The sequence below is a fragment of the Pelagibius sp. CAU 1746 genome, from assembly GCF_039839785.1.
Classification (GTDB): domain Bacteria; phylum Pseudomonadota; class Alphaproteobacteria; order Kiloniellales; family Kiloniellaceae; genus Pelagibius.
The window spans coordinates 237105-262251 of record NZ_JBDOQT010000001.1; the positions used below are offsets into that span (position 1 = coordinate 237105).

The 25147-nt window shown below is 66.6% G+C and carries 20 protein-coding genes; 7 read left to right on the top strand and 13 right to left on the bottom strand.

Annotation, left to right across the window (positions count from 1 at the left end):
• Nucleotides 1-158: 158 nt before the first annotated feature.
• Complete coding sequence (gene putA / locus AAFN88_RS01095; RefSeq protein ID WP_347517656.1) at nucleotides 159-3599, bottom strand: bifunctional proline dehydrogenase/L-glutamate gamma-semialdehyde dehydrogenase PutA; 3441 nt, start codon at nucleotides 3597-3599, stop codon at nucleotides 159-161.
• Between the two features lie 139 nt (nucleotides 3600-3738).
• Here putA and AAFN88_RS01100 point away from each other — a divergent pair, with 139 nt between their 5' ends.
• A complete protein-coding gene (locus tag AAFN88_RS01100; protein ID WP_347517657.1) occupies nucleotides 3739-4215 on the top strand; it encodes an Lrp/AsnC ligand binding domain-containing protein in 477 nt (158 codons plus the stop codon).
• Between the two features lie 42 nt (nucleotides 4216-4257).
• On the opposite strand, the gene AAFN88_RS01105 is transcribed toward AAFN88_RS01100, so the two are convergent.
• From AAFN88_RS01105 to AAFN88_RS01130, 6 genes are all read right to left on the bottom strand, one after another.
• On the bottom strand, nucleotides 4258-5220 hold the full coding sequence (locus AAFN88_RS01105; protein WP_347517658.1) for an ABC transporter ATP-binding protein: 963 nt from the start codon (nucleotides 5218-5220) through the stop codon (nucleotides 4258-4260).
• The gene (locus tag AAFN88_RS01110; protein ID WP_347517659.1) at nucleotides 5220-6191 is read right to left on the bottom strand and encodes an ABC transporter ATP-binding protein; all 972 of its coding nucleotides are present in this window, start codon (nucleotides 6189-6191) and stop codon (nucleotides 5220-5222) included. The genes AAFN88_RS01105 and AAFN88_RS01110 overlap by 1 nt, the downstream gene beginning before the upstream one ends.
• 3 nt (nucleotides 6192-6194) lie before the next feature.
• On the bottom strand, nucleotides 6195-7058 hold the full coding sequence (locus AAFN88_RS01115; RefSeq protein ID WP_347517660.1) for an ABC transporter permease: 864 nt from the start codon (nucleotides 7056-7058) through the stop codon (nucleotides 6195-6197).
• Nucleotides 7055-8002 (bottom strand): ABC transporter permease, encoded by a 948-nt coding sequence (locus tag AAFN88_RS01120; protein WP_347517661.1) that lies wholly within the window; start codon nucleotides 8000-8002, stop codon nucleotides 7055-7057. The genes AAFN88_RS01115 and AAFN88_RS01120 overlap by 4 nt, the downstream gene beginning before the upstream one ends.
• Nucleotides 8003-8028: 26 nt before the next feature.
• On the bottom strand, nucleotides 8029-9576 hold the full coding sequence (locus tag AAFN88_RS01125) for an ABC transporter substrate-binding protein (protein WP_347517662.1): 1548 nt from the start codon (nucleotides 9574-9576) through the stop codon (nucleotides 8029-8031).
• Between the two features lie 101 nt (nucleotides 9577-9677).
• Nucleotides 9678-10460, bottom strand: a complete 783-nt coding sequence (locus tag AAFN88_RS01130) for an SDR family NAD(P)-dependent oxidoreductase (protein ID WP_347517663.1) — start codon at nucleotides 10458-10460, stop codon at nucleotides 9678-9680.
• A gap of 330 nt (nucleotides 10461-10790) precedes the next feature.
• Here AAFN88_RS01130 and AAFN88_RS01135 point away from each other — a divergent pair, with 330 nt between their 5' ends.
• From AAFN88_RS01135 to AAFN88_RS01150, 4 genes are all read left to right on the top strand, one after another.
• Entirely contained in the window at nucleotides 10791-11915 is a 1125-nt protein-coding gene (locus AAFN88_RS01135) for a DSD1 family PLP-dependent enzyme (RefSeq protein ID WP_347517664.1), read from the top strand.
• 67 nt (nucleotides 11916-11982) lie between these two features.
• A complete protein-coding gene (locus tag AAFN88_RS01140; protein WP_347517665.1) occupies nucleotides 11983-13281 on the top strand; it encodes an amino acid deaminase in 1299 nt (432 codons plus the stop codon).
• Between the two features lie 19 nt (nucleotides 13282-13300).
• The gene (locus AAFN88_RS01145; protein WP_347517666.1) at nucleotides 13301-13678 is read left to right on the top strand and encodes a RidA family protein; all 378 of its coding nucleotides are present in this window, start codon (nucleotides 13301-13303) and stop codon (nucleotides 13676-13678) included.
• A 253-nt stretch (nucleotides 13679-13931) separates the two neighbouring features.
• Nucleotides 13932-15074, top strand: coding sequence for an alanine racemase (locus AAFN88_RS01150; protein WP_347517667.1), 1143 nt, complete (start codon nucleotides 13932-13934; stop codon nucleotides 15072-15074).
• A gap of 87 nt (nucleotides 15075-15161) precedes the next feature.
• Here AAFN88_RS01150 and AAFN88_RS01155 read toward each other — a convergent pair whose 3' ends face one another.
• The 6 genes from AAFN88_RS01155 to AAFN88_RS01180 all read right to left on the bottom strand — a co-directional run bounded on the left by AAFN88_RS01155 (nucleotide 15162) and on the right by AAFN88_RS01180 (nucleotide 21853).
• Nucleotides 15162-16133 (bottom strand): ornithine cyclodeaminase family protein, encoded by a 972-nt coding sequence (locus AAFN88_RS01155; RefSeq protein ID WP_347517668.1) that lies wholly within the window; start codon nucleotides 16131-16133, stop codon nucleotides 15162-15164.
• 40 nt (nucleotides 16134-16173) lie between these two features.
• Entirely contained in the window at nucleotides 16174-17436 is a 1263-nt protein-coding gene (locus AAFN88_RS01160) for a TRAP transporter large permease (RefSeq protein WP_347521607.1), read from the bottom strand.
• Between the two features lie 5 nt (nucleotides 17437-17441).
• On the bottom strand, nucleotides 17442-17948 hold the full coding sequence (locus AAFN88_RS01165) for a TRAP transporter small permease (RefSeq protein WP_347517669.1): 507 nt from the start codon (nucleotides 17946-17948) through the stop codon (nucleotides 17442-17444).
• A 166-nt stretch (nucleotides 17949-18114) separates the two neighbouring features.
• Nucleotides 18115-19140 (bottom strand): TRAP transporter substrate-binding protein DctP, encoded by a 1026-nt coding sequence (gene dctP, locus AAFN88_RS01170; RefSeq protein WP_347517670.1) that lies wholly within the window; start codon nucleotides 19138-19140, stop codon nucleotides 18115-18117.
• Nucleotides 19141-19318: 178 nt separating this feature from the next.
• Nucleotides 19319-20860 (bottom strand): M81 family metallopeptidase, encoded by a 1542-nt coding sequence (locus AAFN88_RS01175; protein WP_347517671.1) that lies wholly within the window; start codon nucleotides 20858-20860, stop codon nucleotides 19319-19321.
• Between the two features lie 75 nt (nucleotides 20861-20935).
• Nucleotides 20936-21853 carry a LysR family transcriptional regulator gene (locus AAFN88_RS01180; RefSeq protein WP_347517672.1) on the bottom strand — a complete coding sequence of 306 codons (918 nt, stop codon included), beginning with the start codon at nucleotides 21851-21853 and terminating at the stop codon, nucleotides 20936-20938.
• Between the two features lie 202 nt (nucleotides 21854-22055).
• On the opposite strand from AAFN88_RS01180, the gene AAFN88_RS01185 reads away from it, so the two are divergent.
• Both AAFN88_RS01185 and AAFN88_RS01190 read left to right on the top strand, forming a co-directional pair.
• The gene (locus AAFN88_RS01185) at nucleotides 22056-23498 is read left to right on the top strand and encodes an aldehyde dehydrogenase family protein (protein WP_347517673.1); all 1443 of its coding nucleotides are present in this window, start codon (nucleotides 22056-22058) and stop codon (nucleotides 23496-23498) included.
• A 1-nt stretch (nucleotide 23499) separates the two neighbouring features.
• The gene (locus AAFN88_RS01190; protein ID WP_347517674.1) at nucleotides 23500-25146 is read left to right on the top strand and encodes a GMC family oxidoreductase N-terminal domain-containing protein; all 1647 of its coding nucleotides are present in this window, start codon (nucleotides 23500-23502) and stop codon (nucleotides 25144-25146) included.
• Nucleotide 25147: the final 1 nt, after the last annotated feature.

The window sequence follows — 25147 nt, forward strand, 5'->3', positions numbered from 1 at the left end:
GTGCGATTCCAACCGCCTCTCCATTCAGGCAGGTTTCGGCCGCTTGTAATTGACTTTGGTCAAGCGCCGGACTCCGAAAGCGGCAACTTCGCCACTCCGCCGGCATCGTGGGTGCGGGGAAAGACCCGGCGCCGGCAGCCTGCCGGCGCCGGGCCCGGTCAGGGAGTCATGCCGCCGGCGAGAAGCGCGGCGTTGCCGCCCGACGCGGTGGTGTCGACGCAGAGATGGCGTTCGAAGAGAGCATGGGCGGTATCGGGCCGGCCGGTGACCAGCGGTACGATCGGCCCTTCGCGTTCCGCCAGAGCCAGCGCGTAGCTGCGGGCCGAGGCTTCGTCGCCCCACCAGACGACGGCGCCGAAGGGCGGCAGCTTGGCAAGACTCTCGGGCGCCAGCCGCCCCGCCACCGCCACGGCCCGGCCACCGAGCAGCTCGATCGCCGCGACCTGGTCGCGCGCGGCCGCCGCGCCCGGCCCGAGGCAGAGTACGGGCGGGCGAGGATAGGCGAACAGCCGGTTCAACTCGCCGGTGGGGCCCGGCAGGAGCCGCGACCAGACCGCCGCCTGTTCCTGCGGCGCCGTCAGCGCCGAGGCAACCCGTGCAGGGTCGGCGGGCAGGTCCTTTTCGAAGTCGTGCCTTACCGCCGGCCGGCGCGTGAAGCGCGGCAGGTAGTTCGGGCCGCCGGCCTTGGGCCCGGTGCCGGAAAGCCCCTCGCCGCCGAAAGGCTGGGACCCGACGATGGCGCCGATCTGATTGCGGTTGGCGTAGATGTTTCCGGCGAGCACCGTGTCGGCGATCTTCTGGACCCGGTCGTCGATACGCGTGTGCAGGCCGAAGGTCAGGCCATAGCCGGTCGCGTTGACCGCCGCGATGACCCGGTCGAGTTCCCGCGCTTTGAAGCTCGCCAGATGCAGCACCGGGCCGAAGACCTCGCGCTCCAGATCGCCGATCCCCTCGACCGCGATCAGCGCCGGCGCCACGAAATGCCCCTGCGCCGGCGCCTCGAGACGGTGGATCAGGCGGCCCTCCGCCTCGGCCTCAGCGACATAGGTTGAAATATCGGCCTGCGCCGCCGCCGTGATGACCGGCCCGACATCGGTGGAGAGCCGCCAGGGATCTCCCAATTCCAGCTCCCGCATCGCGCCGACGAGCATGTCGCGCAGGCTATCGGCGGTATCCTCCTGGACGTAGAGGCAGCGCAGCGCCGAGCAGCGCTGGCCGGCGGACTGAAAGGCGGAGGCCACGATGTCGCGCACCGCCTGCTCGGGCAGCGACGTGCTGTCGACGATCATGGCGTTGAGCCCGCCGGTCTCGGCGATCAGCGGCGTGCCGGGTTCGAGGTGTTGAGCGAGACTGCGCTGGATGGTCCGCGCGGTCGCGGTGGAGCCGGTGAAGGCCACGCCGTTCACCCGGGGATCGGCGGTGAGCGCCGCGCCCACCACTCCGCCCCTGCCGGGAAGAAACTGCAGCGCCGATCGTGGAACCCCGGCCTCGTGCAGCCGCCGGACGCCCCAGGCGGCGATGGCCGGCGTCGCCTCCGCGGGCTTGGCCAGTACGCCGTTGCCGGCGGCCAGCGCGGCGGCGATCTGTCCGCTGAAGATGGCCAACGGGAAGTTCCAGGGACTGATGCAGGTGAAGACTCCGCGCGGCGGTCCCGCCAGGTTCTCGGCCTCGCCGGCGTAGTAGCGCAGGAAATCGACCGCTTCCCGCAGCTCCGCCACCGCATCGGCCAGCGTCTTGCCGGCCTCGCTCGCCAGCAGCGCGAAGATCTCGCCGAAGTCGCGTTCGTAGAGGTCCGAGGCGCGGCGCAGGACGGCGGCACGTTCGGCCGCCGGCGCATCCCACGGCCGCGCCGACGCCAAGGCCGTCGCCACATCCGCTTCACTGGCCCTGACGACCTCGCCGATGACCGCGCCGGTGGCGGGGTTGCGGGCGGCCTCCACCTCTCCGCCCTTCACGGGGCCGGCGAGCAGCGGTTCGACGCGCCAAGGCGCGAGGGGCCGGCGCGCCGCCTCGATCCGCGCCAGTTCCGTAACGTCGAAGAGGTCGAAGCCGCGCGCGTTCAGTCGCTCGGGCGCGAAGATCTCCGGTCCGGTCCTGACCACCGGCTCGAAGCGGCCCGGCGCGCCCTGCAGCGCCTCGAAGGGGCAGGCCGCCACCGCGCGGGCCGGCACGTTTTGGTCGACGATCTGGTTCACGAAGGAGGAGTTGGCGCCGTTCTCCAGAAGCCGGCGCACCAGGTAGGCGAGCAGGTCGCGGTGGGCGCCGACCGGCGCGTAGATGCGGCAGCGCGTGCCTTCCTCGGCATGAACGATATCGTGCAGCGCCTCGCCCATGCCGTGCAGGCGTTGAAATTCGAAGGCGGAGGTATCCCGGCCCTTCGCCATTTCGAGGATCGCGGCCACGGTGTGGGCGTTGTGGGTGGCGAATTGCGGATAGAGGCGGTCGGTGAGCTTCAACAGCTTGCGCGCGTTGCCCAGGTAGCTGACGTCGGTGGCGGCCTTGCGGGTGAAGACCGGGAAGTCCGCCAGCCCCTCGACCTGGGCGTGCTTGATCTCCGTGTCCCAATAGGCCCCCTTCACCAGCCGCACCATGAGGCGCCGGTCGTGACGCTGGGCCATGTCGTAGAGGCCGTCGATCACGTCCGGCGCACGGCGGCCGTAAGCCTGGACCACGACGCCGAAGCCGTCCCAGCCGGCGAGCGCGGGATCGGCCAGCACCGCCTCGATCACCTTCAGCGACAGGCCCAGGCGGTCGGCCTCCTCGGCGTCGATGTTGAGGCCCATGCCCGCCTGCGCGGCCTTGCGCGCGAGGTCGCGGACCACCGGCACCAGCTCGTCCATGATCCTGGCGGTCTTGGCCACCTCGTAGCGCGGATGCAGCGCCGAGAGCTTGACCGAGATGCCCGGATTGGCCGCGATCTCCGAAGCGGCGCAGGCGCCGGAGATGGCGGAGATGGCCTCCGAGTAGGCCTGGGCGTAGCGCGCCGCGTCACCCCGCGTCATCGCGGCCTCGCCCAGCATGTCGTAGGAATAGGTGAAGCCTTTTTCTTCCTTGCCCTGCGCGCGCGTCATCGCCGCTTCTATGTCCTGGCCCAGCACGAACTGGCGGCCCATCTCGCGCATCGCCTGGCCGACGGCGGTGCGGATGACGGGTTCGCCGAGACGCCGGATCATGCCGCGCAGGGTGCCTGCGATGCCCGGCCGGTCGGTCTCCAGCACCTTGCCGGTCAGCAGCAGCCCCCAGGTGGAGGCGTTGACCAACGGCGAGGAGGAATGACCGATGTGGCGGCTCCAGTCCGAAGGGGCGATCTTGTCCTCGATCAGGGCGTCGATGGTCTCGGCATCGGGAACGCGCAGCAGCGCCTCGGCCAGGCACATGAGGGCCACGCCCTCGTCGGTCGACAACCCGTACTCGGCGAGGAAGACATCCATCAGGCCCGGGCGCGCCCGAGTGCGGATCCGCTCCACCAGCGCGGCGGCGCGGTCGACGATCGTCGCACGCGCGCCGCTATCTAGGGCCGCCTCCTCGGTCAAGACCTGCAAGACGTCGGCCTCGTCGCGCCGCTTGTTTGCATCCCATCTCGGATCGAGGTCAATCATCTTCGCCCGCCCCGTTTTCGGCCTATCGGCCCAAGTTTGGTCAGCCCATATTAGAGAGCACTAACCATTCCTTTTGCCTGAATATTCTTATAAACTAGGTAATTCGTCTAATTTTTGATCATATAACAGGCAAATAACATTGACGGACACCGCCCCGCCCAGGCTCGACCGGATCGACCGCGCCATCCTCAACGAGTTGGCGCGAAACGCGCGAATCTCAATGATCGATCTCGGCCAGAAAGTCGGCCTGTCGAAAACCCCGGTCACTGCCCGCGTGAAGCGCCTGGAGGCGGAGGGCGTGATCACCGGCTACCGCGCCGAGTTTTCGGCCGGGCGCCTGGGCCTGGAACACGTGGCCTTTCTGGAGGTGCGCCTGGCCGATACCCGCGAGAAGGCGCTGCAGGCCTTCAACGCGGCGGTTCGGCAGATCGCAGAGGTGGAGGAATGCCACATGATCGCCGGCGGCTTCGACTATCTCGTGAAGGTGCGCACCCGCGATATTGGCGACTACCGCCGGGTGCTGAGCGAGAGCATCTCGCGCCTGCCCCACGTCGCCTCCACCTCCACCTTCGTTTCGATGGAAAGCGTGCGCGACCGCGGCGTCACGCAGATCTGAGCGCCCCTGGGCGAAACAGGCCGTCCGGACCGGCGTTCAGATTCAGATATTGTGGCAGGCGGCGAGGCGGTCGCCGGCGAAGGGCCGCAGCGGCGGCCGGTCGTCCCGGCAGCGCTCCGAGGCGATGGGGCAGCGTCCATAGAAGGGGCAGCCGGCCAGTTGCTCAAAGCGGCTCGGCGGCTCGCTCTTCTCAAGGCCGCCCTTGATGCGCTGAGACGGATCCAGCTTTGGCACCGAGGCGATCAGCAGCTTCGTGTAGGGATGCAGCGGCTCGGCGAAGAGATCCTTGCTCTGGGCGATCTCGACCAGGTGCCCCATGTACATCACCGCGACGCGGTCGCTGACCTGGCCGACCACACCGAGGTCGTGAGAGATGAAGAGCATGGTCAGGCCCATCCTCTCCTTCAGGTCGGCCAGAAGGTTCAGCACCTGCGCCTGCACCGAAACGTCGAGGGCCGAGACCGGCTCGTCGGCGATGATCAGATCCGGCGGCGGAAGAATGGCCCGGGCGATCCCCACGCGCTGCCGCTGGCCGCCGCTCAGTTCATGCGGGAAGCGCGACGCGAAGGAAGGGTCCAGCCCCACCTGCGTCAAGGCCTCGGCAACAAGCTCGCGGCGCTCGCTGCGGTTTTTGAAGACTCCGTGGATGTCCCCCGTCTCGGCGACCGAATCTCCGACGCTGCGGCGCGGATTCAGGGAGGCAAAGGGGTCTTGAAAGACCATCCTGATCTTCAGGCGCAGCGCCCGCAGCGTACGGCTTCCCTCAGTCAGGATATCGCGTCCCTTCAGAAGGACGGAGCCGCTCTGCGCGGTTTCCAGGCGCAGGATACTGCGGCCGACCGTCGTCTTGCCGCAGCCCGTCTCGCCGACGATGCCGAGCACCTCGCCCGGATAGACCGAAAAGGATACGTCGTCGACCGCCCTGATGCGGTACTTCGTACCGGCCCGCTTGGCGGTGAAGGAGGTGATCAGGTTACGAACTTCGAGAATGGCATCCTGTGCCATCACGCACCTCCCTCGAGAAGCGGGAAATGGCAGAGCGCCCAGTGACCGGACGCGACGTCGGCCTGCGGCACCCGGCCCTGCCGGCAGTCGCCGCGCGCATAGGAGCATCTTGGCGCGAAGGCGCAGCCGTCCTTGATCTCGCCGGGTTTGGGCGCCTGACCGGGAATGGTCAGCAGCCTGTCGTGCCCGGCCCCAGGATCGGGAACGCAGGACATCAAACCATGGGTGTAAGGGTGAACGGGGTTCTGGAACAGTATATGGACGGCGCCCGTCTCGACGATCCGGCCGGCATACATGACCGCGACGCGGTCGGCCAACTGGGCCACGACGCCCAGGTCGTGCGTTATGAAGAGGACCGCCATGTCGAGTTCGTCGCAAAGCTCCCGCAGCAGGCTCAGGATCTGCAGCTGAACCGTCACGTCCAAGGCGGTGGTCGGCTCGTCGGCAATCAGCACCTGGGGGCGGCAGGCCAAGGCGATGGCGATCATGACGCGCTGGCGCATGCCCCCCGACAACTCATGAGGATAGGCGTTGAGCTGCAGCGCGGCATCCGGAATCCGCACCAGATCGAGCAGTTCCCTGGCCCGGTCGCGCAGCTCGCGGCCGCTCGTCCGGTCATGCACCCGGATCGCTTCCTCGATCTGCTCGCCGATGCGGAGCACCGGGTTGAGCGAGGTCATCGGCTCCTGAAAGATCATCGCCACGCCGCCGCAGCCGGCCTCGACGCGGCGATGCGGCGGCATCGCCGTAATATCGACGCCGTCGAGTTCGATACGGCCCGCCGAAACCTGCACCTGCGGCTGTGGCAGCAGGCCCATCACCGCCAGCGAGGTCATGCTCTTGCCGCAGCCCGACTCGCCGACGAGGCCCAGCACCTCTCCGCGGTCGATGTCGAAGGAAATCGACGACACGATCGGCAGGCTTGCCCCGGCGGTCTGGAGCGAAATGACGAGATCGCGGACTTTCAACATGTCTTACTTCCTCTGCCTGTTCCCCAACACTTCGCGGAAGCGGGGGTCCAGTCTGTCTCGCAACACGTCACCGACCAGGTTCAGGGAAAAGGCCGTCAGGACAATCATCATGCCGGGGAAGAACAGGAGCCACGGCGCTCGGGTGATATAGATGCGCGATTCCGCCAGCATGTTCCCCCAACTGGGAATCTCCGGCGGCGCGCCCAACCCAAGAAAATCCAGAGCAGCGGCCCCGAGCTGGGCGAAGGCGAACACGAAGCTCGCCTGCACGAGCAGCGGCGACACCATGTTCGGCAGGATATGCTTGCCGATGAGCCACAGCGTCCCCGACCCCATGCTGCGGGCCGCCTCGACATAGGTCTCCTCACGCAGACGCAGCGTCACGCCATAGGTGATTCGGGCCGTGGTCGTCAGATAGATGACGCCGATGGCGATGATGGCGTTGGCCACGCTTTGCCCCAGGATCACGATCAGGCCGAGGGCGAGCAGCAGCGAGGGAAAGGCCATCATGACATCGACGACGCGCATCAGCACCCGCCCCAGCTTCGGGAACAGCGCCGAGACGATGCCGATGGGCACGCCCGTCACCAAGGCGAAGGCGACGACCCCGACCCCGATGAGCAAGGCCAGACGGGACCCGTGTATCACGCGGCTGAGGGTGTCACGCCCGAAATGGTCGGTGCCGAACCAATGAGTCCAGTTCGGCGGACTGAGGCGATTGATGGGCTCGATATCGGCGGGGCCGAAAGGCGCGATGTACTCGGCCAGGAGCGCCAGCACGATGACGACCGCCAGCAGCACCAGGCCGCCGAGGGCCAGGGGCCGCGCGAGAAACGGCGACAGCCAAGAATGGATATGCTCTTTCACTCGAGTTCCACCCGTGGGTCGAGGTAGCGATAGGAAATGTCCACCAGCAGATTGATGATCAGATAGAGCGAGACGATCACCAGGATGACGCCCTGGATCACCGGATAGTCGCGGCGCAGGATCGACTGCACGACCATCCGCCCGACGCCCGGCAGGGCGAAGACGGTCTCGGTCACGACGGCTTCGGAGATCAGGGCCGCCAGGGTGAACCCGAAAGCCGAGACCACGGCCAGCAGCGAATTGCGCAGGATATGCCGGACGACCACGCGCTGCGGGCTGATCCCCTTGGCGCGGGCGGTGCGGATGTAGTCTTCGCGTGCGACGTCCAGCATGCTGGCGCGGGTCAGGCGCAGGATGAGGGCCGCATTGGGCGCCGCCAGCGTCAAGCTGGGCAGCAGCAGGTAGCGCAGGTTGGCCAGCCCGCCCTCTTCGAAGATCGAAGGATAGCCCGAACTGGGCAGCCAGCCCAGCCAGGCGGCGAAGATCAGGATGAAGTAGAGGCCGACCCAGAACGTCGGGATCGAGGCCATGAACATCGCCATCCCCGACAGGCCCTGGTCGATCCAGGTCCCCTGGCGCATCGCGGCCAGAACACCGACGGGAACGCCGATCAGGATGATCCACACCATGGTGATGCCGGCCAGCAGCAGACTGGTCTCGGCGCCGTCCAGGATGACGGTCGTCACCGGGGCCTGAAAGAAGATCGAGGTGCCGAAATCGCCCCGCAGCACGTTGCTGACCCAGTTGACGTACTGGACCAGCAACGACTGGTCGAGGCCGAGGCGGGTACGCAGTGCCTCGACCTGATCGGGCGTCGCCTCATCGCCCAGCAACACATAGATCGGGTCGCCGGGAATAAGGTGGATGAAGAGAAAGATGATAACCGACGCGGCCAACAGTGTGGCAGCGGCCGCGCCGGTTCTCTTCAGGACATAAAGCCACATTTTCGGAGGTCAATCCCAGCGAGCATTCACTTGGAAACGCCCCAGAAGTGCGGCCAGATCAAGGTGCTGTCGCCGATACCCTTCAGGCCCGGCGAGGCGATGTTGTAGGAGTAGACATCGCCCACCTTCATGGTCGGCACCTGCTCGTAGATGAGGGCCTGCAGCTTCGACCAGGCCTCGCGGCGCGCGTTCAGGTCGGAAGTGCCGGTGAACTGAGCCTTGAGGCTGGTCTTCTCGTCGGTGACCCACCATCCGGGATAGCTGTCGTTCAGGGCCGTCAGCAGGATCGGGTCGGGAATGTTGCCGTGGTGAGTGACGAACATGTCCCACTGGTCCGGCTGCGCCCGCTTCTTCAGCAGCGTGGCCCAGTCGACCACCACCATCTGCACGTTGATGCCGGCGTCCGCCAACTGACGGGTGAACACCGTGGCCTGATCGAAGTGCGTCTTGTAGTTGGTCGAAACGAGGAGCTTGATCGGAGTACCGTCGTAGCCCGCCTCTTCGGCCATCTTCTTGGCTTTCTCCGGATCGCCCTCGCTGTAGGCCTCGGCGCCCGATTCGGAATACCAGATGTTGCCCTTGGGGAAGAAGGAGCCGTTGGCATCCCAGAGCTCTTCCTGGCCGACCGACACGCGCAGCGCCTCTTCCTTGTTGAGCGCGGTCTGAATCGCCCGGCGCAGCAGGTGGTTGTCCTTCAGCAGGCCTTGCTTCGAATTCATGAAGACGAGACCGAAGATCGGCGCGCCGCTAAGGTGGATCCGCACCGAAGAGTCGTTCTTGAGGGTCTCGTAGAGGTCCCCCGAGATGAACTCTGCATAGTCGTAGTCGCCCGCCTGGATACCGCTGACACGGGTCCCGACGTCCGGCACCGGAATGAAGCGCACGGCATCGACCTCGGCGACGCGCGCTCCGGCATAACCGTCAGCCGGCGACTCGAGCCCCTTGTAGTCGTCGTACTTGACCAGCTCGACATAGCGGTTGGCGCGCCATTCCTTGAAGCGGAAAGGACCGGTGCCGATGTAGTTCTCGGGCGCGATCGGGTTGCCCCCGGCGGCCGAGACGATGTCGGCCGGATAAATCACCGGTCCGCCGTTCGGGAAGGCCATCATGCTCTTCCAGGCGCCGTTGGGCTCGGAGAGCTTGAGCGTGACTTCGTACTTCCCGCTGGCCTCGACCGAGACCGCGTTGGCCATGAGCAGCTTTCCGCGCGCACCGTGCTCGCCCCAGCGCTTGAGCGACGCCACGACATCCTCTGCGGTCAGTTCCTTGCCGTTGTGGAACGTCACGCCCTGGCGCAGGGAAATGATGATGGTGCGATCGCCGTCTTCCAGCTTCTCGCCACTGGCCAGGAGCGGCTGCGGCTCGAACTTCGAGTCGAAGGCGTAGAGCGTCTCGAACATGTGCTGGCCGATGGTCGCGGCGATGGTGGCCGTGCCAACGTGCACATCCAGGCTGGGCGGCTCGCCAATGGTCGCATAGCGCAGCGTCCCCGCGGCCATAGCCTGCGAGGACACCACTACCGACAGCGCCGCGAAAGCCGCGCCGCGAAGCAAATTTCTGAATCGTCTTAGCATGTTTTCTGCCTTTCCCGGTTCTTCGATCCCGATTCGGACCCTTCTATTCTTCTTCGGCGCCGCACGCTCGGCCAGCAATTCGCACGGCGCCCTTAGCACTCCTACCAACAAGTATATCCGCCGTCTATGACCAGGGAAGCCCCGGTCATGTAGCGCGAGGCGTCGCTGGCCAGGTACACGGCCAGAGGCCCGAGATCTTCGGGGGCCCCCAGCTCGCCCAGAGGAATGTTGCTGACGTAGGACTCGATGATTTCCGGGTGCTTCTCGGCCCAGGCCTTGTTTGGCTCGGTCGCAAAGATTCCCGGACAGATGGCATTGACGGTGATGCGATGCGGCGCCCAGTCGACCGCCAGGCTGCGCGTCAGTTGGATAATCCCGGCCTTGGCCGTCTCATAATGCCGCCCGGCGATATTCCGCCCCGCAATCACGCCGTTGATCGACGAGATGTTGATGACCCGCCCCCCCCGGCCTCTTTCAATCATCGCACCGCCGATCACCTTACAGCACACGAAGGCGCTCGTCAGGTTGAGATCGATCAGTTCCTGCCATTGCGCCAGAGACTGCTGCTCGACCGGCACGTTGCTCCGGCGGCCGCCGACGTTGTTAATCAGGATGTCGAAGGGGCCGGCGTCGCGGAGCGCCTTCTCGCAGGCGTCCTGGCAGGCCTGAGGGTCGCCGATATCCGCGGGAAAGGTCCAGGCTTGTCTGCCAAGAGCGCGAATTTCCTCAGCGACACTCTTTAGGCTGACCGCATCGCGCGCCGCAAGGGCCACGTCGGCTCCCGCTTCGGCGATGGCCAGGGCCATCTCCCGGCCCAGCCCCCGGCTTCCGCCCGTGATGAAGAGCTTCTTCCCTTCAAGACGGAAGCATTCTGCCAATCCCAATGCGACTCTCCCCTGCCGGGCAACGATAACGCCGTCCGATTTCTATTTTTTTCGTTCAACGCCCTTTTGAGCAACACGACGCTACGCCGAACAGCCCTTCGGGGCGAATGCCTTATATTGATTGCCTGATGCAAAGATTGCATAAGGCCCTTGAAGTCAGGTGAGGCAATATCCGGACACCCCGCCCGTTGCGGCGCCCAAGGAGTAAGCCGCCCCCGGCGAAGAAAGGGCGCGATCCTTGCCCCGGCGTCATGCTTCGGCGGAAAACCCGTCAATCCAACCGGCACTGCCGCTTGCGCGGCCGCCAGCCACACATAAGGAACACCCCTGATGACCACTTGCCCCGCGGCCAGAATCGGCGACAGATGGGAAGACATCGACACGCCCGCGTTGGTCGTTGAGCTCGACATTCTGGAAGAAAACCTGCGGCGCATGGCCGCCTTCGCGAAAGACAAGGGCATCCGGCTGCGGCCCCACGCGAAGTCGCACAAATGCCCGGCGATCGCGCGCAAGCAGGTCGAACTCGGCGCCGTTGGCGTCTGCTGCCAGAAGGTCACAGAGGCGGAATCGCTGGCCGAAGGCGGCATCACTGACATTCTGATTACCAATCAGATCGTTGGGGAGCGTAAACTCAACCGCCTGGTGGCTCTCGCCCGGCGCATCAAGGTCGCGGTCTGCGCCGATCACTCGGACAATCTGCGCGAGCTCGACGCCGCCGCCCGGAATTTCGACACCACCCTTTCGGTGCTGGTGGAGATCGACGTCGGCTCCCACCGCTGCGGCGTTCAGCCGGGAGAGCCCGCGGTGGCCCTCGCGCGGGAGATCGCCGCGGCGAAAAACCTGCGCTTCGGCGGCATCCAGGCCTATCACGGCCGCGCCCAGCACCAGCGGACCTACGAAGAGCGGCAGCAGACGATCGAAGCCGCCTCGGCCCTTGTCGAGCAGACCTGCGCCTTGCTGGCCGCGGAAGGCCTGGAGTGCGACATCATCGGCGGCGCGGGCACGGGGACCTATCCCTTCGAAACGGCCAGCGGCGTCTACAACGAGCTGCAGGTCGGATCCTACGTCTTCCTGGACCGCGACTATTCCCTGAACCTGGATGCGGAAGGCCGCCAGGCGGATGATTTCACCCAAAGCCTTTTCATCAAGTCGACGGTGCTGAGCACGCCGGAGCCCGATCGCGCCGTGACCGACGCCGGCCTGAAGGCCTACACCACGGACGCGGGGCTTCCGGGCGTCCATGCCATGCCGGGCGCCGAAGTTCTGGCGGCCGCCGACGAGCACTGCAACATCCGCTTTCACGGGCCGCACCAGCGCCCGCAACTGGGCGAGACGGTCATGCTGATCCCGGGCCACTGCGATCCCGCGGTCAACCTGCATGACTGGATCATCGGGCTGCGCAACGGCCGGGTCGAATCCATTTGGCCGGTCGCGGCGAGAGGCGCGGTACTGTAAGCATCCCCCAGCGCGCCGGGCGGAGGACTCCCCCGGCGCCCCCGCCCGAACAACAGGAAAAGCCGCCATGGCCGAAGACTGCCTCGACAACCTGCTTCTGGACGACACGCTCAAAGGCGTTCCCGGCGGCCAGCCCCCCTTCCGCATCGCGGATGCCGGCGGCCTGGGCTGGAACCTGCTCGCCGAAGACCTGCCGCTTCCCGTCGCGGTCCTGAAGGAATCGGCCATCGAGCACAACAGCGCGTGGATGAAGGCGTTCCTGGCGGCCAGCGGTGTCCTCTTGGCCCCCCATGGCAAGACCACCATGAGTCCTCAGCTGTTCCATCGCCAGCTGCGCGACGGCGCCTGGGGCATCACCCTGGCGACCATCCAGCAGGTCCAGGCGGCGCGGCGCTTCGGCATCGGACGGATCCTTCTCGCCAACCAGTTGGTCGGAAAGCAGGCAATCCGCTACGTCCTGGACGAACTGGAGAAGGATCCGGACTTCGACTTCTATTGCCTGGTGGATTCGGTGGAGGGCGTCGAGTCGCTCGCCCGGGCGGCGCGCGAACGCGGCCTCTCCCGCCCCCTCCAGGTGCTGATCGAAGGCGGACTCCAAGGCGCCCGGACCGGCTGCCGCGACCTGGACGAGGCCCTGGCCGTATCGCGCGCCGTGGGCGCTCACGCCCCGCTGCTCGCCCTGCGCGGCGTCGAGGGCTTCGAAGGGATCATCGCCGACCCGGACCCTGTGGCGGCGGCGAAGCGCGTCGCCGCTTTCCTGCGCTTCCTGGGCGACATCGCCAAGCGCTGCGAGGCGGAGGGCCTCCTGGCCCCGGGCCCGGTGATCCTGACCGCCGGGGGTTCCGCCTTCTACGACATCGTCGCCGAGATCTTCAACGAACTGGAGTTCGACCGCGAAAAGTACGTCGTGATCCGCTCGGGCTGCTATCTCACCCACGATTCGATCATGTACGACAACTTCGCCCGGCAGATGCACGAACGCTCGCAGGTCGTGCGCGATATCGGCAGCCCCCTCCGCCCTGCCCTGGAGGTCTGGGCCTACGTCCAGTCGCGGCCCGAGACCAACCGCGTCTTTCTCATCCTCGGTAAAAGGGACTGCAGCTACGACGCCGGCCTGCCCAGGCCGGCGGCCTGGTTCCGTCCCGGCAGCCATCGCTCTCCACAGGAGCTGTCCCAGGGACACGAGTGCGTGGAGATCAACGACCAGCACCTGTTCATGGATGTGCCGGACGACTCTCCGCTTAGCGTCGGCGACATGGTGTCCTTCGGCATCTCGCATCCCTGCCTGACCTTCGACAAATGGCAGGCCGTAGCGATCGTCGACGACGACTACAACGTCGTGTCGATGATTCGCACATTCTTCTAGTTCCCGAAAAGAGGTAGCCATGACCAAGCAAGCCATCGGCGGCATCAGCGACCAGAAACTCCCCTTCTCCAAGGCTTTCAGGGCCGGCGACTTCATCTTCGTCTCGGGCCAGGTCGCCTTCGACCAGAACGGCCGCCTGCTGGATGGCGGCATCGAGGCGCAGACCGATCAGGTCATGCGGAATGTCGAAGCCGTCCTCAAGGAGGCCGACTGCGGCCTGGGAGACATCGTCAAGACCACCGTCTGGCTTGCCGACGCGCGCGACTTCGGTCGCTTCAACGCGACCTATGCGAAGTATTTCCCGGACAACCCGCCGGCGCGTTCGACCGTGGAATCCCGCCTGATGATCGACGCCAAGATCGAGATCGAGGTCGTCGCCTACAAACCCCTCGGATGACCGGCGGAGTCCTCCGCCCCCTTCCCGGCCCGACGCGGCCTCACAGGCCTCTCCCAAAGGCGGCGCCGTTCCAAAGCGGCGCCGCTTTCGTCCTGCCGGCCAGCGGTCCGCGCAGCCCCATTCGTTCTGCGCATCGCATTAGACGAAACGAGCATTGGTTTGGCGCCAGCACGTTACTTAACTTGGTCTGGGGCTGGGCGCTGACGCCCCCTTGCCCGCCGCTGCGCTGCCATCAGTACCCGGTGTTCAATCGATGAGAATCACAGATCTGCCCACGCCGTCGCTGGTCCTCGACCGGGCGAAACTCGTCAGAAACATCCAGCGCATGGCGGAGGCCGCGCGGCGGCACGGCGTGGCCTTGCGGCCGCACCTGAAGACCTCCAAGTCCATCGACGTGGCGCGGCTCGCCCTGGAAGGCCAAGCGGGCGGCATCGCGGTTTCCACCTTGAAGGAAGCCGAGTATTTCGTGCGCCACGGGATTGCCGATGTGCACTATGCCGTCAGCATCGTCCCCGACAAGCTGGAGCGGGTCGCCGCGATCCAGAACCGGGGCGCCCGCGTGACCGTGATCACCGACAGCGTCGAGGTGGCCCGGGCCATCGACGCCAAGGGCCAGGAGCTGGACCATACCTTTCACGTACTGATCGAAATCGATTGCGGCGAAGGCCGCTCGGGCGTCTATGCGGACAGCCCGGAGATGCTCAAGATCGCCGAGCTGATCGATCGCTCCCCCAAGGCCGCCCTCGCCGGGGTCATGAGCCACGCCGGACACTCCTACGGCTGCCGCAGCCTTGCCGAGATCGAGGAGGTGGCCGAAGCCGAGCGCGCCGCCGCGGTGACCGCCGCCGAGCGAATCCGGATGCTGGAAATCGCCTGCCCGACCGTCAGCGTGGGCTCGACCCCGACGGCCCTGCACGCGCGCGGCCTGGAGGGCGTCACGGAGATGCGTCCGGGCGTCTACATGTTCGGCGACATGTTCCAGGCGCAGATCGGTTCCTGCGCGGTCTCCGACCTGGCGGTTTCGGTGATAACGGAGGTCATCAGCCACCGCGCGCCCCTGGGGCGCCTGTTGATCGATGCCGGCGCCCTGGCCCTGTCGAAGGACCGCAGCACGCAAGACACTCCGAACGATATCGGCTTCGGCCTGGTGGCCGGTCTGGACGGCCGCCCCCTGGCCCCCCAGTTGCACGTCGGCAAGGTCTACCAGGAGCATGGGCAGATCGTACTGACCGAGGACACGCCGGCGGATAGCCTGCCGGTCGGGGCGCGCCTGCGGGTCTATCCGAACCACATCTGCATGACGGGCGCCATGTACGGCGAGTACTACGTCGTCGACAGCGAGCACGGCGACGGCGAGGAAATCGTGGCCGTCTGGCCCCGCACCAACGGCTGGTAGGCGCCGCACCCGAAAAGGGCTCTTCCAGAGCAGATTCGCACGATGAGGCGGAACCACCCCCGTGGTTCCGCCTCATCGCGATCCGATCTAGTAATCCACGCGGACGGCGACGCCTTTTTCCCGCGCCATCCGCGCCGCAAGCTCGGCGACGACGAGGTCCTGCAGGGCCACGCCGGTTCCGTCGAAGATCGTGATCTCCTGATCGTCCCGGCGGCCGTCGCACCGCCCCTCGATAACCTGCCCGATCGTGCCCCGGATCGCGTCCTCCGTGATCAGACCGCCGGCGAAGGCGTGCTGGAGTTCGCCGATACTGAGAGACTGCCCGGCTTCGTCGACGAAGAGGGCCGCGCAAGCGACCAGGCCGGGGTCCAGTTCCTGCTTGCCTTTGGTGTCGCAGCCCATGGCGCTGATGTGCGTTCCCGGCCGCACCCAGTCCTTTTCCACCAACGCCGTCTGCGAAGGCGTCACGGTGATCAGCACGTCGGCCGCGGCCACCGCGGCCCGGCGATCCTCTTCCGCGACGAAGCGCAGACCGAGGCCGGTGACGATGCGGCCGAACCTCTCCAGATTTTCCGCCGAAGGATCCCAGGCATGAACCTCCGACAGCTCGCGCACCGCCAGGGTCGCCTTTAACTGGTACTCCGCCTGCACGCCGGCACCGATGATGCCCAGCACCTTGGAGTCCGGGCGCGACAATCGCTTGGTGGCGATGGCGCTGGAGGCTCCGGTGCGGACGGCCGTCAGGTAGTTGGCGCTCACCAGCGCCACGGCGCGCCCGGTCTCGGGATCGAAGAGCAGCGTGGACGACTGGTGGTTGCCCAGGCCGCGCGCGGCATTGTGCGGCCAATAGCCCCCGGCCTTCAGGCCGAGGATGGGGGCCGAGAGGTCGCAGCCCGTCTTCACCCCATAGACCGCGTCCTGGTGGCCGACGACCTCGCGCACCACGGGATAGTTGCGCGCCTCGCCGCGCGCCATGGCGGCAAAGACATCCTCGACGCTGCGGATGGCGTCCTCGACGGAGACCAGTTCACGTGCGAGCTGCTCGGAAATCACCAGCATTCGTTCAAACCTCGTGGAGTACGGATGGCGCCGCAGCGCATCATTTCAGCAATGCCGGGAGAAGCGAGGAGAGCTCGGGCACCAGCACCAGAAGGACGACCACGCCGATCTCTGCGACGAGAAAGGGGAACACCGCCCGGACGATCGGGAAGACGGGGCTGTCCGCAATGCGGCAAGCGACGAAAAGACAGACGCCGACCGGCGGCGTGATCAGCCCGAGGGTCAGGGTCAGGATAACGACCATCGCGAACTGCATCGGGTCGATTCCCATTCCCGACACCACCGGCATCAGCATCGGGACGATGAGCACGATGGCAGCGCCCGGTTCCAGGAACGTCCCGACCAGCAGCAGAACGAAGGCCAGCGCCATCATGAAGAGCGTGGGATTGCCGGTAAAGAGGATCGCGAAGTCCTGCACCCACATCGCGATGCCGCCGATCGTCAGAACGTAGGACACCACGGTCGCGGCCGCGATCACCAGATAGACCGTTGCCGTGATGCGGGCGCTGCGCCGCAGGGCATCCCAGAGCTCCGCCAGGTCGAGGCTCCGGAACACGAACCAGGAGATGAACAGGGCGTAGACCACGGCGACGCCGCCGGCCTCGGTGGCGGTGAACATGCCCGAGAGCGTGCCGCCCACGATCAGGGCCGGCAGTCCCATCACCAGGAGCCCGTCGCGCAGCAAGACCGGCAGCTCGCCCTTGTCGACCTTGTGGATCGACCGCGGCAGCCGCTCCCCGCGCGCCTGCAGCCAGATCAGCAGCCACATCGACCCGGCCAGCATAAGGCCGGGGACGATTCCCGCGATGAAGAGGTCGATGACCGAAATGCGGGTCACAGCCGCATAGATGATCATGATGACCGAGGGTGGAATGATCGGGCCGATGATGGAGGAGGCGATGGTCACGGCCGCGGCATAGTTCTTGTCGTAGCCTTCTTCCGGCATTCCCTTGATGAAGACCTGGCCGAGGGCCGCCGTGTCCGCCACGGCCGCGCCGGAGATGCCGGCAAAAAGCACCGACGAGGAGACGTTGGCATAGGCGGTCCCGCCGGGGACGCCTCTCGTGACGAGGCCGGCGAGGCGGATCAGGCGCGAGGTTATGCCCCCGCGGTTCATGACTTCGCCGGCGAAGATATAGAACGGAGCGGCCAGCAGGACGAAGTTGTCCATGCCGGTGAAGAGGCGCGTCGGAACCGAGATCAGGTCGAGGTCCAGCGCCCAAAGCCCGACGGCCCCGGCGATCCCCAACGCGAAGACGATCGGCACGCCGAGCAGGAGCATCGCAACGAAGGCTATAGCCATCGCGATCACGGCCGCTTCTCCTCGGAGTCTTCGCTGGCGAAAGCCCCATCCGGCAAGAACATCAGGCAAGCCACCTTGATAAGCATGAGCGTGGCCCCGACCGGTATGGCGAGGTAGGGGATCGTCATGGGGATGCGGACCGCCGGCGAGACCTGGCGCATGTTGTCGATGGCGGCGGGGAAACCCTGCCACATCAGCAGGACGCAGAAGGCGCCAATACAAATCAGCACGGCACGCTGCGCCAGCCGCCGGAGCCCCGCCGAGCGCAAGTCGCTGAACAGGTTGATGACCATGTGCTCGCCACGGAACAAGGCGGGACCGGCGGCAAGGAAGACCATCCAGGTGGTGGAGTAACGCATGGTCTCTTCGGACCATGACAGAGGATCGACCAGCACGTAGCGGAAAAACACCTGCGCCAGGTTCATGGCGATGACGGCGACCAGAAGAATCGCCGCCAGGATCTCCGTCAGGTTCGCCAGCCTCAGGCCCAGTCGGAACGCCCGCTTGTTCACCGCGACCCTCCCGTCAGGCGCCGCCGCCGCTGCTTAGGAATTCCCGACATCGTTCTCCGTCGCACTTGTCGGCGCCGCCATGGCCCGGACGGCAAAACCGTTCCGGAAGGGCAAGACGCGGGAAGGGGCCGGGCCCGCTCCCCGCGTCTGTTTCGCCCGCTACGCCCTAGTTGCCGTAGAGGCCGGCCTCATAGGACCCGGCCGTATCGAGTAGAGCCTGCACAAGGTCGGCCCCGACCTGCTCGCGCAGGTAGGCGAGCACCGGCTCCTGAGAGACCTCCGCGAAGGCCGCCTTCTCGGCCATGGTGGTCATGTGAACCTCGACCCCCTTGGCTTTGATCAGTTCGATGTACTTCTTGGCGCCGGCCAGCTTCTGCGTGTTCTCCACACGGGCGGCCAGGGTGGCGGCCTCCAGCACGATCGCCTTCTCATCGTCGCTGAGCCCTTCGAAGAACTTGTCGCTGATGATATAGGCATGAACGCCCAAGATGTGCTCGTCGGTGGACATGTACTTCTGCACGTCCATCAGGTTGTAGTCGTAGTTGACCTGGGCCGGATTTTCCTGGCCGTCGATCACGCCCTGCTTGGCCGCCATGATGATCTCCGAGCCCGGCATCGGCGTAGCGGCCGCGCCGAAGGATTCGACGAAGCGGATGAACACCGGGCTTTCCATCACCCGCATCTTCAGGCCCTTGAGGTCTTCCGGACTCCGGATCGGGCGGACGTTGTTGGTGAAATCCCGAAACCCGTTCTCACCCCAGGACATCACCCGGATGCCGGTGTCCTTGCGCATGTTCTCCGCCAGGTCCTTGAAGAAGGGGCTGTCGAACACCGCCCAGGCGTGGGCCGAGGACTTGAAGAGATAGGGAATGGAGAGCACCTGGATGTCGTTGTAGAATCCGGCCAGCGCGCCGGTGTCGACCAGGCAGACCTCCACGGCGCCCTGCTGAACCTGTTCGGCGCAGGCGCGCTCGGCGCCGAGCTGCGCGCTGGGGAACAGCTTCACCTCGATGCCCCCTTCGGTCTTGTACTCGACGTGATTCTTGAAGGCGACCAGCGCATTCCATTCCGGATTGTCGCCCTGTGGCGCGTTCATCCCGAACTTGATCGTCTTGGCGACCGATGGAGCTGCCGCGCCGAGGACGGCGGCGGCGGCGGCGACGGCCAGGGTCCGCGTGATGAGTTTTTTCATCGTCTTGAGCCTTTCGGATTTCCAATGTGACGGACGCATTTCCCGTGTCCTCGTTTGCTAGGCTAAGTCCATCGTGCCCGCATGGCGAATGCGAAGACCTGATAGGCCGATGCCGTAGGCGTATAGTGCGGCGAAGTCATTCACACCAACGCAGCTTTCCCACCGCTGCGAACGATTTTCAGCTCGCGGCCAGGTCCACCGGCGACCATTCGGCCTGCTCGTCGATGGGAAAGGCGGGCCGCGGAAGGTGCTTGAAGTCGAAACGCGAGAGCACGGGCGACGTCAGGCCCGGCGCGTCGACCTCCACCACCTGCTCGGCCGCGAAGAACTCGTCGAAGCCGGCCCGGAAGTGTCCCCGGGACTTGACGACGACGGCCCGTGCCTGGGCGATATCCAGGCCCATCATCTCCAAGAACACCGGGTCGGCGCATTGGGTGCGGATCGATACGACGACCACCCGAATCCCGCCGAGATCGAGCAGCGCCGTCGGCCCAAGGTTCATGCGGCGCCGGGCGTAGAAGCCCCGGCGCCCGACACAGTCCCCGTCCTTGAGCCGGACCACCGTCGCCTCCGCCTCGAAACGGCGGGAGAACTCATCGGGCTCGACACGGTTGAAGACCGCCCGGAAGGCCGCGCCTTCGCCCAGATCGTGCGCCTCCGCGGCCAGGGCCGGATCGTAGATGATGCCGACGATGACGTCGCGCGCGCCAGCGTCGTGAAGGGCTTCCAGTATCCACATGGTATTGCCGTTGCCGCCGCCCCCCGGATTGTCGGCAACGTCCGCCAGGATCAGCGCCGGCAAGCCGGGATCGCGCCCGGCGGCCAGGACCCTGGAGACGGCTTCGTCCAGCGGCGTGAGGCTCGGCCGGTAGCGCCGGTGGTCGGCCCAGGCCTTTTCCGCGATCCGAAGGGCCACCTCGCGGGCACGGTCGCCCGAGGAACTGGCGGTAACGACGATCGCGAGACCGTTCTTCGGCGTATCGCTGTAGGCGAAGCCGCCCAGAACCGAAACGTTTACGATGTCATCGCTTACGAGGGTCTGGCCATAGTCGATGATGTCGGCATAGGGGCCCGCTTCGGTCAGAAGCGTCACGGTTGGCGGCACCAGCGGCAAACGCAGGAGCGCCGCCTTCGGCCGCATGCCGGCAAACATCTCGATCACGATGCCGGCCGCCTCCATGCCGCGTTCGCGCATGTCGACGTGCGGGTTGGTGCGATAGGCGACCAGAACGTCGGCGGCTTCGACCATGCGCTCGGAGACGTTGCCGTGCAGGTCCAGGGTCGCCACCACCGGCACCTCGGGCCCGACGACCCCGCGGATCATCGATAGAATCTCGCCGTCCGGGTCGCCGTTCTCCGTCGTGACCATGGCGCCGTGGTTGGACACATAGACCGCGTCCAACGGCATCTCGGCCTCGAGGCGGCGCTTCATCTCCTCCAGGTTGTGCTGGAAGAAGGCATGGTCGATGGGACCGCCGGCCTCGACCAGGCCGACCAGGATCGGCACCGGCATCCAATCGCACTTGGCGTTCATGTGAGACACGAAGCCGCGGATCTCGGCAGGCAGCTGAGGGTCGGCGCTTTCCAGGTCGCGGAGAATGTCCCGGCCGACCAGGTAGACACGGTTCAGATAGTCGGACTTTGTCGTTGCGGGCGCAAAACGGTTGCTCTCCAGCATCAACCCGAGAATTGCAACACGCCTGGGAGTCTTGCCCGTCATTCGTTCCTGCCCTCGCTGTCATCGGTACTCCTGACCTTAGAACGGGGCGGCGGGCGCAACCAATGCAAGCTAAGCCTAGTCCGATGCCCTTTCGGCATCGCCCGGCAGCAGGGCCCAAAACTCCTCGGCGGCCCGCGGCAGGGGATCGACCGAGCGGAACAGCCGGATATCCACCGGGATGCCCCAGGACTCCTCGCCCGCAAGCACGAGCTTGCCGGCATTCATGGCATCCTCGATCTGACTTTCCGGCAACCAGGCCAGGCCGCGGCCTTCCTGGCACATCGTCTTGAGCACGCCGGCCAGGTGCGATTCGAAAACCCGGTTCAGAACCGGCTTCTGCGGCCGGCCGGCCATCACCAGTTCGACCGCCCGGCCGATCGCCGAGGTATCGGAATAGGCAAGGTACGACACGGGCAGTTCCCGGCACCCCGGGAGCGCATGGACCGGCCCCCCCTCGGGCGCCGGCGCCGAAACCGGCAGCAGGCGGTCCTCGCCGACCTTAAGGGAGGTGAAAAACTCGTCGGACAGCGAGACTTCCACCAGAGGGTGCGTATGGCAGAGCATGAAGTGGCACTCGCCGCGCAGCAGGGCCTGCACGCAGTTGGCGACCTGGTTGGAGTCGAGGCGGGTGCGCAGCACGCCCGCCCCTTCCTCGATGCGCTTGATCCAGCTCGGGAAGAATGTCAGCGACAGGCTGTGCGTCGCCGAGAAGACGATGACGCTCTCGATGTTCTCGCTGGTCTGGCGGACGTCTTCACGTCCCTGGAGCAGCCGGCGCAGGACTTCCTCGGCGATCGGACGGAACTGCTCGCCCGCTGGAGTCAGGGCGATGGGGTGCTTGCTGCGGTCGAACAAGGTGGCGCCGAGCCATTCTTCCAGGCCCTTGATGCGCCGGCTGAATGCCGGCTGGGTGGTGAAGCGCTCTTCGGCCGACCGCGAAAAATTACGGGTGTCGACCAAGGACAAGAAGTCCTCCAACCACTTGATTTCCATATTAAATATTCCGAACCAGAACTCTATTACCCGCGCCCGTAGCGCCAGCCGCAAGCCCGCCGGCCTGTCCGGCAAAGGCATACGAATGCGGCATAGCGTGATCGGCAATCGGCATTCGCCAGCGCTTCCCCTTGCCACGATGATGGCGGCTCCAAGCACGACCGTCGCGCCGCCATGGCCGACCCGCCCGAAGGATAGCAGAATGAACCACATCAGATCCTACTGGAAAAACTTCATCGGCGGGGAGTGGGTCGACGGCGCCGACGGCGGGCGCATCGCCGTCAGCGACCCGGCCACGGCGGAACCCATCGCCGAGGTCGCCCGCGCGGTTCCCGCCGACGTCGACCGGGCGGTCGCCGCGGCCCGGCGCTGTTTCGAAAACCGCGCCCTGGCCGCGATGCGGCCGTCCGAACGGGGCGATCTGATAAGCCGGCTTGCCGACAAACTGGGCGAGAGGGTGGAAGAGATCGCCACCATCGAGTGTCTCGACAACGGCAAGACCCTGGCCGCTGGGCGCGCCGAAGTCGCCCTGACCCAGCGCTATCTCCGCTACTACGGCGGCATGGCGGACAAGCTCGAAGGGCGCCAGATTCCGCTTGGCGAGGGCCTGCTGGATTACACCATCCACGCCCCCTTCGGCGTTTCCGCCCAGATCGTCCCCTGGAACGGCCCCCTGCCCGTCGGCGCCCGCTCCGTCGCCTGCGCCCTGATCACCGGCAACACCGTGGTCCTGAAGTCCCCGGAGGACTCGCCCCTCAGCCTGTTCCTCTTCGCCGAAGCCTGCGAGCAGGTGGGAGTTCCGCCGGGCGCGGTCAACATCATCTGCGGCTACGGTCACGATGCCGGCGCGGCCCTGGCGGCGCATCGGGACATCGACCACATCGTCTTCACCGGCTCGGTCGAAACCGGAAAGAGCGTCCTGCGCGCCGCCGCCGAGCGCGTCATTCCCTGCGTGATGGAGCTGGGCGGAAAATCGGCCGGCATCGTCTACGAAGACGCCGACCTGGAACAGGCGGCCGGCAGCGCCGCCAGGGGAATCTTCCACCATGCCGGCCAGATCTGTTCAGCCGGCTCCCGGCTCATCGTTCATCGCTCGGTCCACGACGACTTCGTGGCGCGCTTCAAGGCGGAGGCGGCCGCACGCAGCGTCGGACCGGGCAGCGAGGGCTGCGACATGGGGCCCCTCATCTCGGCAAAGCAGTTGGAGCGTGTGGAGGCTCTCTGCCGGGCCGGCCTGGACGAAGGGGCGACGCTCGCGGCGGGGGGCTCGCGCCTGGCGGACCGGCCCGGACACTTCATGAAGCCGACCATCTTCACCGACGTCCGCCCCCGGATGCGTATCGCCCAGGAAGAGTTCTTCGGCCCGGTGGCCGTGGTCATTCCCTTCGACACGCCGGAAGAAGCGGTGGCGATCGCCAACGGAACCGACTACGGTCTGGCCGCCGGGGTCTACACGCGCAGCCTGCGCCTGGCCCATTGGACCGCCGACCGCCTGGTCGCCGGCCAGGTCTATGTGAACGAGTGGTGGGCCGGCGGCGTCGAGACGCCCTTTGGCGGCACCAAGCGCTCCGGCTATGGGCGCGAGAAGGGGCAGGAGGCCCTGCTTGGCTACGTCCAGACGAAAAACGTCGGCATCAGGCTCTGACATGGCCGACGCTTTCGACTACGTCGTCATCGGCGCCGGGTCCACCGGCTCCGTGGTCGCCGGCCGCCTCGCGGAGAGCGGCAAGGCGACGGTCTGCGTGCTGGAGGCCGGGCCGCCGGACCGCCATCCCTTCATTCATATCCCGGCCGCCGTGGTCTACACGCTCTCCAATCCGGCCATCAACTGGATGTACCGGACCGAGCCAAGCTGGGGAACCGCGGGGCGCAGCCTCATCCAGTCCCGAGGCAAGACCCTGGGCGGTTCGGGTTCGATCAACGGGCATGTCTACACCCGCGGCCACCGCAGCGACTTCGACGCCTGGGCGGCGCAGGGCAATCCGGGATGGGGCTACCGCGACGTCCTCCCCTACTTCAAGCGCAGCGAGCGGCGCATCGGCAGCGGCGACGACCGCTACCGGGGCCGCCAAGGCCCCTTCGTCGTCACCGACATCGACGAAGCCGATCCGCTCTGCGAGGCCTTCATGGACGCGGCCGAGGCCCTGGGCATCTTGCGCAATCCCGACTACAACGGCGCAGTCCAGGAAGGCATCTCCTACGTCCAGCGCAGCATCCACCGCGGCCGCCGGGTCAGCCCCGCCCGCTCCTTCCTTCATCCCCTGCGCGGCCGCGACAACCTGGACCTGCGCACCGGCGCCCAGGCGACCGGGATCCTCTTCGAGGGACGCCGCGCGACCGGCGTCCGCTACCGGCGCAGCGGAAGGGACGAAGTGGTCCGGGCAAGACGGGAGGTCATCCTCTGCGGCGGCGCCATCGCGTCACCGCAGCTGCTGCAGATCTCAGGGATCGGCGCGCCGGAGTTGTTGAACCGCATCGGCGTTCCCGTGGTCCAGCCGCTGGCCGCGGTCGGCGAGAACCTGCGCGACCATTTCGCCGCCCGCATGGTCGCGCGGATGAGCGGCCTGCCGACGATCAACGACCGGGTCCGCGGCCTCGGCATCGTCAAGGAAATCGCCCGCTACGCCCTCACCCGGCGCGGCGCCCTGGCCCTGACCCCGACCCTGGTCTACTGCTTCTGGAAGTCCGACCCGGCGCTGTCCTGCGGGGATATCCAGGTGTCCTTCACCCCCGCCAGCTACCCCGCCGGGGTGTGGGCCGGGCTGGACAGCTTTCCCGGCGCCACCGTCGGCTGCTGGCAGCAGCGGCCGCGGAGCAGCGGCCATGTCCGCGCCCGCTCCGCCGATCCCTTCGAGCAGCCGGTCTTCCAGCCGAACTATCTGGCCGAGGAGGAGGACCGCAGGGCGATCGTCGCCGCGATGCGCCTCGGCCGGAGGCTGATGCAGAGCCCGCCCTTCGCGCGCTACGTCGATGCCGAGCTCTGGCCGGGCGCCGGGGTGCAGAGCGACGAAGACCTTCTGGAGCACGCGCGCCAGACCGGAAACACCACCTATCACCCCATGGGAAGCTGCCGCATGGGCCCCGCCGAACGCCCCGACACCGTCGTCAACAGCCAGTTGCGCGTGCACGGCACGGAGGGACTGAGGGTCGCCGACACCTCCATCATGCCGACCATGCCCGCCGCCAACACCAACGCGCCCGCGCTGATGATCGGCGAGAAGGCGGCCGATATGATCCTGGGCCGCCCGCCCCTGCCGCCGGAGGACCCGGAAGAAGCCCTCCGGCAGGCCTGAC